Source organism: Streptomyces sp. S6, assembly GCF_054880855.1.
This window is the reverse complement of the sequence record NZ_JBTYMC010000060.1, coordinates 16,675-29,176: the sequence shown is the minus strand read 5'-3', so window position 1 is coordinate 29,176 and position 12,502 is coordinate 16,675. Positions and strand designations below refer to the sequence as shown.

Genomic DNA, 12,502 nt, shown 5'->3' with positions numbered 1-12,502 from the left:
GCGACGACGTACGCGCCGGCCTCCGCCTCGGGCGCCGAGCGCACCAGCGACCGCAGCCAGCCGCGCAGCTCCTCGAAGTCGGGCCGCTCGGTCGGGTCCTGGCGCAGCAGGGACTCCACGACCGGCCTGAGCGGTCCGCACTCCTCGGCGAACGCCGGGGGTTCGCCGCACACCATCTGCACGAGCTCGGCGGTCGAGTCCTCCGGGTAGGGCGCGTGGCCCTGGACGGCCCGGAAGAGGAGCGCGCCGAGCGCCCACAGGTCGGTGGCGGGGCCGATGGGGGCGGCCAGCTGCCAGTTCTCGTGCACCGGGCCGGCCTGTTCGGGGGCCCAGCGCTCCGTCACCGGTCCCACGACCGCCATCCGCGCCTGCCGGGCGCGCTCGGCGGCGAGGGCGGTGGTCCTGGCCGCCGGTTGCGGGGTGTCGTACGTGGGACGAGCGGTGTCTGCCTGTTCAACGGCCGGGGGCAGGGCCGGTGTTCCCGCCGCGAGGTCACTCCATCGGGTGGGAGTGACGGGGGCGGACGCTTCGGGGAGGGCGGGGTGGGGGGCGGTGAAGCCGGGGACCTCGCGGGCGCTGTAGGTGGTGCCCTCGGGGAGGGCGACGCGCAGGAAGCACTTGCGGCGCGGATGGTCGGGTGCGGTGAGGTCGTGGGCCTCGGTGACCGTCATCGGGAGCAGGCCGTGGCGTTCGGCGAGCGCGTCGAGGGGGCCGCCGGTGACGACGCGGACGGTGTAGGCGTGCTCCAGGGTGTCCGGGTCGGCCGGGGCGGCGTCGGGGTCGCCGTACGCGGTCAGCAGGGCGGTGCGCAGGGTGGTGGTGAACTCCCGTACGGCGCCGGTGAGATCGCCGGAGGCGTCGGCGGCGGTGCGGTCGGTGAGGCGGGTGGCGCCGAGTTCGGCGAGGCGGTCGTCGATGCGGGTGGGGACGTGCTGGTAGGTGGCGGCCCAGTTGCGGTCGCCGACGCCGAGAACGGCGTAGGTGACGCCGGTGAGGTCGTGGTCCTCCTCCAGCCAGGCGGCGAAGGCGGTGGCGTCGTCGGTGGGGCGGCCGTTGTAGGAGGCGGCGGCGATGACGACGGGGCGGTCGGTGGGCAGGCCTCCCGCGTACGCGTCGAGGGGTGCCGTCTCCGTCGCGCAGCCGATGTCCCCGGCCGCGTCGGCGAGTTGGGACGCGAAGTCGCGGCAGGTGCCGTAGTTGCTGCCGTGCAGGAAGAGGGCGGCGGTGCCGGGGCGGACGCGGGCGGGGAGGCCCGCGGTGTCCGTGTCGGCGGGTTCGGTGGCCGTGACTCCCGGGAGGGGGGCATGGATCCGGTCGGCGGGGGTGCGCGGGGTGAGGGTGAGGGTGAAGCCGTCCGGCTTGAGGGTGAGGGTCTCCTTGACCGTGAGCCGGTAGTCGGCGTGGTCGTGGAGGCGGTAGCGGTGGACGAGCATCGCGAGGAGCATCGTCGCCTCGTGGAGGGCGAACTGCCGTCCGATGCAGGCGCGTTCACCGGTCCCGAACGGCTTGAAGGCGTGCGGTGAGCGGGCCGCCTCCGCGTCGGGGGTGAAGCGTTCCGGGTCGAACAGGTCGGGGTTGTCGCCCCATACGGGCTGGCGGTGCAGCATCGGCGCGAGGACGGTCACGCCCTGTCCGGCGCGCAGCGGGATCCGGCCGCCGAGCAGCGTGTCCTGGAGGGCGTGCCGGCTGAACGCGGCGGCCGTCGGCCACAACCGCAGGGCCTCGTTGAGGACTTGGCGTGTGTAGGTGAGCCGTCCGACCTCGTCGTACGTCGGTTCCGGGTCCGTCCGGTCGCCCCACAGCGCGTCGACCTCGCGGCGGACCAGGCGCAGGACCTCGGGGTGCTTGGTGAGGTGGTGGAGGGCGAACGACATGGCGCCGGAGGTGGTTTCGTGGCCGGCTATGAGGAACGTGATGACCTGGTTGCGGATGTTGGCGTGGTCGAGGGTGGCGCCGTCGGACGGGTGGGTGGCGGTGAGCATGAGGCCGAGGAGGTCGGTGGCGGCCGACTGGTCGGTGCCGGTGCGGGCGGCGATGACGTCGTCCACGACGCCCGCGAGGTAGTCGGCGTCGGCGCGGAACGCGGCGTCGGCAGCCGCGTAGTCGCCGCCGGGGACGCGGGCGAGGCGGGTCATGCTCCACTCCAGGCCGCGGACCATCGCCTCGACGAAGGGGTGCGGTTCGGGGCGTTCGAAGGAGCCGAAGTCGTAGTCGAATCCGGCGAGTCCGATGGTGTCCAGCGTCATGCGGGTCATGTCGTCCGGCACGTTCACCGGCCGCCCGGCGCGGGCCGCGCCGTCCCAGGCGTCGATGAGGCGGCGGGCCACCTTCAGCATCACCGGGTGGTAGGTGTGCATCGAGCCGAGCGCGAACGCGGGCATCAGGATGTCGTGCGCCTTCGCCCAGTTGGGCTCGTCGTTGTACGCGGTGAACAGGCCGTCGGCGGTGAGCTCCCGGACGTTCTCCAGGGCCGGGCCGACGTACTTGGCGAAGCGGCGCTCGTCCGCGAGTTCGGTCACCAGGTCCAGGTCCGCGACGAAGAGGGTGTCCCGCCCGTGCAACCGCCGTACCAGGACCGGCCCGTGCTCCCGCATGAGGCCCATCACCTGCTGGATCGGTGTGCGGCCGGGTCCGGTGGCGCTGATGTCGACGACGGGGACGGACGTGAGTTCCGGTTGCGGCGCGGTGGGGGACATGGCGCTCGGCTTCCTCTCGCTGGGCGGCTGGTACGTCGTCCAGCGTGGTCCACGGACGGGGGCCGGCCCGGCGACGGCACTACACGATCGTGCAGTCAAGAATGGGCAAGAGCTCTTGTGTGAAGGGCCGTTGGCACCTATGGCTACGCTGGCCGGATGCCTCTCTCCGCGATCGCACTCGACGAGGTCACCGATCCCCCGCTGCGCCCGCTGCCCGCGCGGGCCGTCGCCCTCCTGGAGGAGGTGTCCGCACCGCCCCGGCTGGTCGCCCACCTCCGTGCGGTCCATGACGTCGCGGCCCAACTCCTCGACGTCGCCGGTGTCTTCGGGCTCACCGTGGACCGGGAGGCCGTGCTGTTCGGGGCCGCCACGCACGACATCGGCAAGGCCCTGCACCCCGCCGAACTCTCCGGTCCCGGGGCCCGACACGAGGAGGCGGGGCGGGAGTTGCTGCTCGCGCGTCAAGTCCCCGCCGGACTGGCCCGGTTCGCCGCGACGCACGCGTCCTGGCAGTCGCCGGAGGCCGGTGTCGAGGACCTTCTCGTCAGCCTCGCCGACAAGATCTGGAAGAACAAGCGCGTACCCGACCTGGAGGACCTCGTCGTCGCCGAGCTCTCCCGGGCCTGCCGCCGTCCCCTCTGGCAGGTGTTCATGGAGCTGGACGAGACCCTCACCCGCATCGGCGAGGACGCCGACCGCAGGCTCGCCTGGCAGGCCGCACATCCCGTCGCCCTCGGCCGATAGGGTCGTCACATGCGAGAACGACGCGCGGCGGGGACCAGGTGAAGGCGGACGAGACCGCTGTCGTCTGGCGCAACCGGGCACTGAACCTCTTCGACCGGCTCTTCGTCCCGATCGCGGTGTGCGACGTGCACGGCTTCGTCCTCCTCGCGAATCCGGCGATGGGCGCCGAGTGCGGTGTGACGCCGGGGCGGCTGAAGGGGCGGGACGTGCTGGAGCTGTTCCGGCCCGTCGAGGCGGGGCAGGTCAAACGGATCGCCCAGGCGCTGCGGCTGCGCCACCGGTCCCGGTACCAGGTGTCGGTCCGGTGGGACGCGCCCGGCGGGCGGGTCCGGCACGGCGAGCTGACGGCCGACCCCGTCAGCGACGACGTCGGCGTGACGCCGTCGCTGCTGGTCATGCTGCGCGTCTTCGGCGACGAGACACCGTCCGCCCCGGCGCCCTCGCAGGAGACGACGCCGGTCGAGACCCGCATCCTCGCCCTGCTCGCCGGGGGCGCGACCACGGCGCGGGCGGCCCGGGAGACGGGGCTCACGTCGGACGGGGTGAGCTATCACCTGCGGCGGCTGTCGGCGCGGTGGGGGGCGGCCAACCGGACGGAGCTGGTGGCTCGGGCGTATGCGGAGGGGGTGCTGGTGGCGGGGGTGTGGCCGCCGGAGGGGCGGGGGTGTTGAGGGGCGGGGCGCTGAAGGGTGAGGTGTCCAAGGGCGGGGGAGTTGAAGCGGGCAGGGGCCGAAGAAGGTGGTTTGAAACGGAAACGGCCGCAGATGGAGCGCCGTTTCAGATTCCCGGCGCTCCCGCACCAGCCCCGGCCGCTTCCGCCTCGGCCGCCCCGACAAGCTGCGCGCCGCCCCCCGCCAGCGCCGTCCCCGCCCCCTCCGGCGCCCCGAACCGCGCCAGCGTGTGCCACACCATCTTCAGGTCCTGGAGGGCGTACCGGCCGCTGCGCGCCGCGTCCCCGATCACCCGGGGGTCGACACGGCCGTCCTCGGCGATCTCCTCGCCCAGGGCGGCGTACTCGGCGCCCCGGTAGTCCGCGTGGGCGTGCAGTTCGGCGACGGTGAGGCGGTAGCCGGGGTGCCATTCGACGGGGCACGGGAGGCGCCGGGCGTCGGTCTCCACGGCCGTCCCGCGATAGCAGGCGTCGAGGACGACCGTTTCGACGTCCCGCGCGAGGTCGACCCCGCCGTGCACCTGGGTCTCGATGTAGTCGTTCAGGGCGTCCTGCTCGTCGGACTCGGCGAAGGCGATCAGGGAGGACGCCGCGGCGACGCCGAAGCGGGTGGGTTCGGCGGCGCTGTCGGGGTAGCAGAACGTCGCGCGGGTGAGGGCGTCGGCGGTGAGGCGGAAGTGGGAGGAGCCGAAGCGCGGGGCGGCGCCGACGACCTGGCGGCGGAAGTTCAGGGCGCCGTAGACGGGCCGCTCGTGCGGCTCCGCGTCGTCGTACGCGCCGCCGAAGATGCGGCTCTCCCAGCGCCAGCGGTCACCTCCGAGGTGTGCGGTGAGGCCGCCGTTGCTGGTGCCGGTGACGAACTGGGAGTGATAGGCGCCGTCCCGCGCGAGCGCCCGCAGGATCGGTTCGCCGCGTGTCGTTCGGTCGGGGTGGAAGTTGAGGGTGACGCGCAGGTCGGCGGGGACGGCCGGGCCGGAGGCGTGGGCGGTGACGTGGGAAACGGCCGCACGCGCGCGGGGCGACGACAGCTCACGGATATCCACTGGCTCCTCCAGCCCAGGACTGCTTACTCTAGCTCGTAACCTAGGCATCCTAGGTTTGAGATCCGAACTCTCTGGAGGCTATCCATGCGCGCGCTCACCGAGCAGGAGATCCGCAACTCCTTCGTGAACTGTTCAAAAGGTGAGGCCAAGCGGCTTGCGATCCCACGCGACCTGGACGAACACCCCTGGGACGACCTCGACTTCCTGGGCTGGCGCGACCCCGGAGCGCCCGACCGCAGTTATCTGGTCACCGAGCACGCGGGCCGGCTCGTCGGCATCACCCTGCGCTTCCCGTCGTCCCAGCGGAACTTCCTGCACCGCAGCATGTGCTCCCTCTGCCTGACGACGCACCGGGGCGGCGGCGTCTCCCTGATGACCGCGCGGAAGGCCGGCGCGGCGGGCCGGGACGGCAACTCGATCGGCGTGTACATGTGCACGGACCTGGCCTGTTCCCTGTACGTCCGGGGCCGCAAGGTCCCCGACTCGGGCAGCAGGTTCGAGGAGAGCCTGACCGTGGAGGAGCAGATCACCCGGACGACGGGGCTGCTGGCGGCCTTCCTGGACAAGCTCTCCGCCTGAGCCACCGGCCGCCGCGAGTCACCGGTCACGCAGTTCGGCGGCCGTCACCTCGTGGAGGTGGATCAGCACGTCGTGCGCGCGGGCGCGCGTGGCGAGGTACTCCTCGATGTACGCGCCGGTCTGCCGCGTCGGCCGGTGCTCCAGGGAGCCACAGCCACCCCTGCCCCTGCCCCTGCCCCTGCCCCTGCCCCTGCCCAGTCCGCACCCCCGAACCCGGCGGCGACACCCGCGACCTCCGCTTGACCCGAACGGGTGATCGAGTGAAGGTGGGGAACCGGAGGGGGAGGGCCGGGCGTTCATCGGGCAACGGCGGGCAGAGCGGCGGCGGAGGGAGCGGGAGTCATGGCGGAGACGACAGTGCGGATCGACGGGGACGCGGTGCGGATGCCCGGTGGGGTGACCGTGCGGTTCATGCGGACGCTGCGGCTGCCCGAGACGGGGACGCATCCGCTGCCTCCCGGGCTCGGGGATTTCCCGGTGCGGCGGATCACCGACTATCCGCAGACGGCTCCGGCGCACTGGCTCGCGCGCGGCGGGGTCATGCTGCCGATGTACCTCCGCGAGGCGATGTGGCTGAACTTCACAGGTACCCGGGAGCCCGGCGCGCTCCAGGTGGGGGTGGGGAAGGTCTGCGCGGTGTCGGGCGAGCGGTGGAGCGACCGGCTCTCCCGGGACCCTCAGAACTACGTCGTCCTCCCCCGTCAGCCCTGGCTCGACGGCATCAACTCCGGGAAGGGGACCGTCCGGCAGTTCGTCGCCGTGCCGCTGGGGCTCGGGGCGACGGTCGAGGGCCAGGTCACCGGCGAGGAGACCTGGGGCGGCGTCCAGCTCCAGTCCTTCTCCCTGACCGAGGAGAAGCTCCGCGTGTGGCGCGCGGCGCAGCGCCGGCACGAGCAGCGGCTGGGCCCTTACGGCGCCCTCGCGGAAGACTCCACGGCGGGCCCCATGCTCTCGATGCCCGCAGCCGCGCCCCGCGCTCGCGCCGCGGCCGCGATGGGGCTCGGCGTCGGAGGCTCCATGCGGCAGGAGGTCTACCAGGACGACCGCCCCCTGACGGACTGGTCCCCCACCCCGGCCGCCCGCCTCTTCGTCCACCTCGTCACCCCTCCCGAATGGCACCGCATCACCGGCGAGAACCCCCCGCCCTCCCCGGTCGACCGCGCCGCCTACACCCAAGCCGGCCTCCCCTGGTTCGACTACTACGACGACTCCGCCCAGGACCTCCCCCCGACCGGCACCCTCGGCACGGTGAAGCCGGTGGGCGACTGGATCGGGGACGACCTCGACGCCTGGGAGGAGCCGGGGGCGGGGCAGGTCAAGCCGCTCAAGGACGGCCGGGGGAAGGCGGTGGAGGACGGGGAGTGGTGAGGCCGAGGCGGCGAGGGGAGTGGCCGGCGGGGCGATTCCCGGGCAACGAGGTGCCGGGGGCAGCCGGGCGACAGGGCGACTCCGGGGCGCCGAGGAGGAGCGCGCAGCCGGGCGGCGAGCGGGTCCGGAGCGCCGAGGAGAGCGGCGGGAACCCGAGCGAGGGAGCGACGCCGAGGCGCCGAGGAGAGCGGCGGGAACCCGGGCGCCGGGGCGACTCCAGCCCGGCCCTCTCCGCCCCTCCCCACCCCCTCCCGTTTTGCATCCCGCCCCCCTGTCGGGTCATGGTGGCGGACGGTACCGGTGGCGAGGACGTGAGGTGTGGGGATGAGTGGCGGGTGGAGCAGGCGGAGGTTCGGCGGGGTGCTGGGGGCGGTGGCCGGAGGCGGTGTCGTGGGGTGTTCCGGTGAGGCGCGGGAGGCTGTGGGCGGCGGCGATCAACGGCCGACGAGTGCGCACAAGGCTTCCAGCCCACCCCCGAGCGCACCCCCCGTCCCCACCACCCCCCGCCCCCTCTACATAGGCACCTACACCTCCCGCGACGGCGGCGGCAAAGGCATCAGGGTCGCCACCTACCACCCCACCACCGGCGAGATCACGCCGACCGGAGTGGTGACGGGCGTCCCCGACCCCTCGTTCCTCGCCATGCACCCGGACGGCCGGACCCTGTACACGGTGAACGAGCGGGAGCGGGGCGCGGTGAGCGCGGTGCGGATCGCCGACGGCGAGGTGCTCGGGAGCCGGGGAACAGGCGGCCAGTATCCGTGTCACGTGTCGGTGCACCCGAACGGCCGTTGGCTGCTGAGCGCGGACTACGGTTCGGGGAGCGTCGCGGTGCACCCCATCGGCGCCGGCGGCGAACTCGGCGAGCGCACCCAGTCGGTCACGCACGACTCCCCCGCCCCGGCCCCCGGCCAGGAGGGCCCGCACGCGCACCAGACGGTGACCGCCCCGGACGGACGTCACGTACTGGCGGTGGACCTGGGCACCGACACGGTCTACAGCTACCGCCTCGACGACAGCGCGGGCACCCTCACCGAGGTCTCACGGGCGCACGCACGCAAGGGCGCGGGCCCCCGGCATCTCGTCTTCCACCCCGGTGGCCGGCACGCGTACCTGGCGAACGAGGTGGACGACACGGTCACGGTGTGCGCGTACGACGCGTCGTCGGGCCGGCTGGCGATCGGGGACCCGCAGCCGACGGGCTCGCGCAAGAACCCCAACTACCCGGCGCAGCTGGTGGTGACGCCGGACGGCGCGTACGCGTTCCTCGCCAACCGGGGTGACGACACGCTGGCCAGGTACGGCGTGGAGGCGGACGGCGCCCGCCTGCGGCTGCTCGGCACGGTCGCGGTGGGCGGCGACTTCCCCCGCCACGTCTCCCTCTCCCCCGACGGCCGTCTCCTGTTCGCCTCGAACCAGCGCTCGGGCACGGTCACCGTCTTCCACGTGGACCCGGCGAACGGCACCCTCAGCGCGGCCGGCGAACCGTTCGTCTCACCGATGGCGGTCTGCGCGCTGCCCCTCTGACACGAGCCCTCCTCACCCGTCCTCCCGCTGCCGCTGTAGAGCCCGCCCGCACGAGGCCCCGCTCGCCTGCGTCAGCAACGCGTGCATCCGCTCGGTCAGTTGAGAGACGTCGTCGGCAGGACTGTGGAACGCCAGCCGCACGTCCCCATGCGTCCGCGCCCGCTCGATCCGCAGCGTCAGCCCGTGCCGGTCGACGGCGAGGGGATGCACGCGGACGGCGCCGTGGAGGCTGTCGCGGCCGACGAGCCGGGTGAGGCGTTCGACCGCGTCGGGGTGGGAGTCGGAGAGGTGGGTGAGGAGTTGGGCCTCGGCGCCGGCCAGCGGGTCGGGCGCGGCGGAGGCGAACTCGTCGCGGTCCACGACGACCGCGCCGGTCGGCTGTTTCAGCACGATGCGTGTGGCGTGGAAGCCGAGGACGCCGTCCTCGGGGGTGAACCAGCCGGCGAGCCAGAGCCGGGACCTGATCCGGGCGCGGACGGCGACGGGTGCGACGTCGGCGAACTCCAGCACGGCCGAGGGCTCGCCGCGCGGCGCGCAGATCGCGGCGGTGACGAGGGCGCTGTCGTCGGGCACGCACAGCAGTACGCGGCCGTCGTCGGTGACGGTGTGGGCGCCGACGAACTCCTCGCGTCCGCCGTCCGCGGTGACCCCGCAGGACCAGGCGGTGGCGAGGATCGACCGGGCGCGTTCCGCCGCGGACGGTGCGGCCGTCCAGTTGTGGCTGTCACCCATCCGAAGACCTCCTTAGGTAAGCCTCACCTAACCTATCGAAGATCCGGGCGCACGCCAACCACCACGGCGCACACCAACCACCGCACCGACAGGAAACCCACCTCACACCAGAACGCCGAGCAACGCCCGCGCGCACAGCTCCCGCACCTGCCCCCGCGACAACTCGCTCCCCCGCAGCCACTCCAGCGACACGGACGTCATGAACGCGAGCCACCCGCGCACCGCGAGCCGCACCTCCGGACGCTCCCCGAAGAGCGGCCCGAACTCGGGGTCGGCGGCGAGCGCGGCGAGGATCTGCCGTTCCTGCGCGGCGAGCGCCCGCTGATAGACACGGCGTACGACAGGGTCACCGGCCGAGTCGGCGCGGTGGAAGGCACGGAAGCCGTGGGCGTGCTCCTCGACGTACCCGAGGAAGACGTCGAGCCCGGCGGCGAGCTGCTCCCGCACCGGCACCCCCGGCACCGCCGCCGTCAGGGCCAGCATCCGCTCGCTCTCGCGCTCGACGACCCCCGCGAAGAAGTCCCGTTTCGTCGGGAAGTAGTGGTAGAGCAGCCCCCGCGACACCTCGGCGATCTCGGCGACCCGCTCGATACGGACCACGTCGTACGGACTCTCGGAGAACAGCCGCGCGCCGACCGACAGAAGCTGCTCGCGGCGCTCCTGCGTACTGAGCCGGCGCCGGACGCGCTCGCCCTGTTCGGCGGTCATGTCCGCACTTTACTTGACGCCGGTTCAACAGGCGGACCAGACTGAAACGCGTTATTGAATCCACGTACAACAGGCTCGAAGTGCCGTAGGACCAAAGGGAGATCGCGTCATGACGGAGACGACGACGGGCGCCCGCACCCGCCGGCCCAGGAGTTCCTACGACGCCTCGCACGACTGGCCCGAACTGCACCGCATACCCCACCCGAAGGGCCGCCTCCCGTTCCTCGGCGACATCTGGGGCATCAACCGCAGGACGCCGCTCCAGGACACCGTGCGGTCCGGCGCCGAGATCGGGCCGCTCTTCCGGCGCAAGGCGTTCGGCAAGGAGTTCGTGTTCACGGGCGGCGCCCGCTACGCCGCCGACCTCGCGGACGAGTCCCGGTTCGCCAAGCACGTCGGACTCGGTATCGCCAGCCTCCGCCACATCGCCGGGGACGGCCTGTTCACGGCGTACAACCACGAGCCGAACTGGCAGCTCGCGCACGACGTGCTGGCACCCGGGTTCAGCCGGGACGCGATGGCCGAGTACCACCCGATGATGCTGGACGTCGCGGCCCGCCTCACCGACCGCTGGGACCGGGCGGCGTCGGCCGGCACCCTGGTGGACGTCCCCGGGGACATGACGAAGCTGACGCTGGAGACGATCTCCCGTACCGGTTTCGGCCACGACTTCGGCTCCTTCGAGCGCAGCCGCCCGCACCCTTTCGTCGAGGCGATGGTCGGCACCCTCAGCTACGCCCAGCGCCTGGGCGGCCTCCCCTTCCCGGCTCTCCACCGCAGCGCCGCCCGGCGCAACGAGGCGGACATGGCGTACCTGAACGACACGGTCGACGACCTCGTCCGCACCCGGAAGGCGAGCGGCGGCGGGGACGGCGACCTCCTCGACCGGATGCTGGAGACGGCCCACCCGGAGACCGGCGAGCGGCTGTCCGCCGAGAACGTGCGCCGCCAGGTGATCACGTTCCTGGTCGCCGGGCACGAGACGACGTCGGGAGCGCTCTCCTTCGCGCTGCACTACCTCTCCCGGCACCCCGAGATCGCCGCCCGCGCCCGCGCGGAGGTGGACCGGGTGTGGGGTGACACGGAAGTGCCGGGGTACGAGCAGGTCGCCCGACTCCGGTACCTGCGAAGGGTGTTGGACGAGACGCTGCGGCTGTGGCCGACGGCACCCGCGTTCGCGCGGGCGGCCAAGGAGGACACCGTCCTCGCCGGGGAACATCCGATGCGCAAGGGCGCCTGGACGCTCGTCCTGACGCCGATGCTGCACCGCGACCCCGAGGCGTGGGGCCCGGACGCGGAGCGGTTCGACCCGGACCGCTTCGACACGGCGGCCGTCCGCGCCCGTCCCGCGCACGCCTTCAAACCCTGGGGGACGGGCGTACGGGCCTGCATCGGCCGCCAGTTCGCCCTGCACGAGGCGACCCTCGTCCTCGGACTCCTGCTGCGCCGCTACGAGTTGCGGGCGGACCCGGGGTACGAGCTGCGGGTCACGGAGCGGCTGACGCTGATGCCGGAGGGGTTGCGGCTGGGGCTGGACCGGCGAACGGCCGTCCCCGCGAAGGGCGTCGGGGACCCGGCACCCGAAGAGACCGCACCCTCAGGCTGCCCAGTGCACCGGCCTGCGGACTGACCCCGGCAACCGTGTCCCCGCGTCCCCCCGAGCAGCCTCCACCTGCGGCTGGGTCACGAAGAGCGCCCCCGTCAGGTCGGCCCCGCCGAGGTCGGCGTCCCGCAGATCCGCCCCGATCAGGTCCGCGTCCCGCAGATCCGCGCCGGTGAGGTCGGCGGCGATCAGGTAGGCGCCCCTCAGGTCGGCCCCGCGCAGGTCGGCGCCCTTGAGGCGGGCGCCCATCAGGTCGGCGCCCCGATGCTGCTTCTTGCGTCCCGGCACCTTGGCGCGCGTCAACTCGCTGGCCCTGAAGAGGAGTTTGGCCACCGACTGGCGGTGCGCGCCGACGTCCAGTGCCGTCAGTTCGTCCGGTGTGCCCCGGGTGAGCGCGTCCGTGCGGTCGAGGGCCTCGCGGAGTTCGGCGTGCACCGGGCGGGCGGCGGGCAGGGCGAGGGCCCCGGTGAGGTACGTCAGCAGTTCGTGCAACTGCCGGACCACGGGGAAGACTTCGTGCATCCGGCGGCCTCCGTCGCGGCCCTCGAAGACGACCTGGGAGACCTTCTGGCCGGCACCGAGGCAGTCGTACACCGTGCAGCCGGTGAAGCCCCGCTGCCGCAGCTCGGTGTGGATGCCGCAGGTGTGGTCCGCGAGGAGGTTGCGGCAGGGGGTCCCGGCGGGCTTGTCGAAGGCGAAGTCCGCCGAGCGCGCGAAGGGCAGCGCCACACAGCACAGCCCGAAGCAGTTGCCGCAGTCGCCGCGCAGGTCGGCCGGCGCGGGCCTGGTCTCTTCCATGCCGCCACCCTACTGACCTGCACAACTACACCGC

The 12,502-nt window shown here is 73.1% G+C and carries 11 protein-coding genes; 6 read left to right on the top strand and 5 right to left on the bottom strand.

Going from position 1 to position 12,502, the window contains the following annotated elements; genetic code table 11:
* The coding region (locus ACVNF4_RS11485; protein ID WP_461802636.1) for a cytochrome P450 at nucleotides 1-2,696 on the bottom strand (2,696 nt) is incomplete at its 3' end.
* A 156-nt stretch (nucleotides 2,697-2,852) separates the two neighbouring features.
* Between ACVNF4_RS11485 and ACVNF4_RS11480 the strand changes: the two genes are divergently transcribed.
* Both ACVNF4_RS11480 and ACVNF4_RS11475 read left to right on the top strand, forming a co-directional pair.
* A complete protein-coding gene (locus ACVNF4_RS11480) occupies nucleotides 2,853-3,440 on the top strand; it encodes an HD domain-containing protein (RefSeq protein ID WP_461802635.1) in 588 nt (195 codons plus the stop codon).
* 38 nt (nucleotides 3,441-3,478) lie between these two features.
* Nucleotides 3,479-4,111: a PAS domain-containing protein gene (locus ACVNF4_RS11475; RefSeq protein ID WP_461802634.1), complete on the top strand. Its 633-nt coding sequence runs from the start codon at nucleotides 3,479-3,481 to the stop codon at nucleotides 4,109-4,111.
* 106 nt (nucleotides 4,112-4,217) lie between these two features.
* Here ACVNF4_RS11475 and ACVNF4_RS11470 read toward each other — a convergent pair whose 3' ends face one another.
* Nucleotides 4,218-5,147, bottom strand: coding sequence for a DUF3626 domain-containing protein (locus tag ACVNF4_RS11470; protein ID WP_461802638.1), 930 nt, complete (start codon nucleotides 5,145-5,147; stop codon nucleotides 4,218-4,220).
* A gap of 90 nt (nucleotides 5,148-5,237) precedes the next feature.
* Here ACVNF4_RS11470 and ACVNF4_RS11465 point away from each other — a divergent pair, with 90 nt between their 5' ends.
* The 3 genes from ACVNF4_RS11465 (at nucleotide 5,238) to ACVNF4_RS11455 (ending at nucleotide 8,627) form a co-directional block, all read left to right on the top strand.
* Nucleotides 5,238-5,732: an FBP domain-containing protein gene (locus ACVNF4_RS11465; protein WP_461802633.1), complete on the top strand. Its 495-nt coding sequence runs from the start codon at nucleotides 5,238-5,240 to the stop codon at nucleotides 5,730-5,732.
* A 342-nt stretch (nucleotides 5,733-6,074) separates the two neighbouring features.
* Nucleotides 6,075-7,100 carry a hypothetical protein gene (locus ACVNF4_RS11460; protein WP_461802632.1) on the top strand — a complete coding sequence of 342 codons (1,026 nt, stop codon included), beginning with the start codon at nucleotides 6,075-6,077 and terminating at the stop codon, nucleotides 7,098-7,100.
* Between the two features lie 324 nt (nucleotides 7,101-7,424).
* Complete coding sequence (locus tag ACVNF4_RS11455) at nucleotides 7,425-8,627, top strand: lactonase family protein (protein WP_461802631.1); 1,203 nt, start codon at nucleotides 7,425-7,427, stop codon at nucleotides 8,625-8,627.
* 12 nt (nucleotides 8,628-8,639) lie between these two features.
* Here ACVNF4_RS11455 and ACVNF4_RS11450 read toward each other — a convergent pair whose 3' ends face one another.
* The gene (locus ACVNF4_RS11450) at nucleotides 8,640-9,359 is read right to left on the bottom strand and encodes a DUF2470 domain-containing protein (protein WP_461802630.1); all 720 of its coding nucleotides are present in this window, start codon (nucleotides 9,357-9,359) and stop codon (nucleotides 8,640-8,642) included.
* 102 nt (nucleotides 9,360-9,461) lie between these two features.
* Nucleotides 9,462-10,067, bottom strand: a complete 606-nt coding sequence (locus ACVNF4_RS11445) for a TetR/AcrR family transcriptional regulator (protein WP_461802629.1) — start codon at nucleotides 10,065-10,067, stop codon at nucleotides 9,462-9,464.
* A 109-nt stretch (nucleotides 10,068-10,176) separates the two neighbouring features.
* Between ACVNF4_RS11445 and ACVNF4_RS11440 the strand changes: the two genes are divergently transcribed.
* Nucleotides 10,177-11,697, top strand: a complete 1,521-nt coding sequence (locus ACVNF4_RS11440; RefSeq protein WP_461802628.1) for a cytochrome P450 — start codon at nucleotides 10,177-10,179, stop codon at nucleotides 11,695-11,697.
* Here ACVNF4_RS11440 and ACVNF4_RS11435 read toward each other — a convergent pair.
* Nucleotides 11,665-12,468 carry a pentapeptide repeat-containing protein gene (locus ACVNF4_RS11435; protein ID WP_461802627.1) on the bottom strand — a complete coding sequence of 268 codons (804 nt, stop codon included), beginning with the start codon at nucleotides 12,466-12,468 and terminating at the stop codon, nucleotides 11,665-11,667. The genes ACVNF4_RS11440 and ACVNF4_RS11435 overlap by 33 nt on opposite strands.
* Between the last annotated feature and the right edge of the window lie 34 nt (nucleotides 12,469-12,502).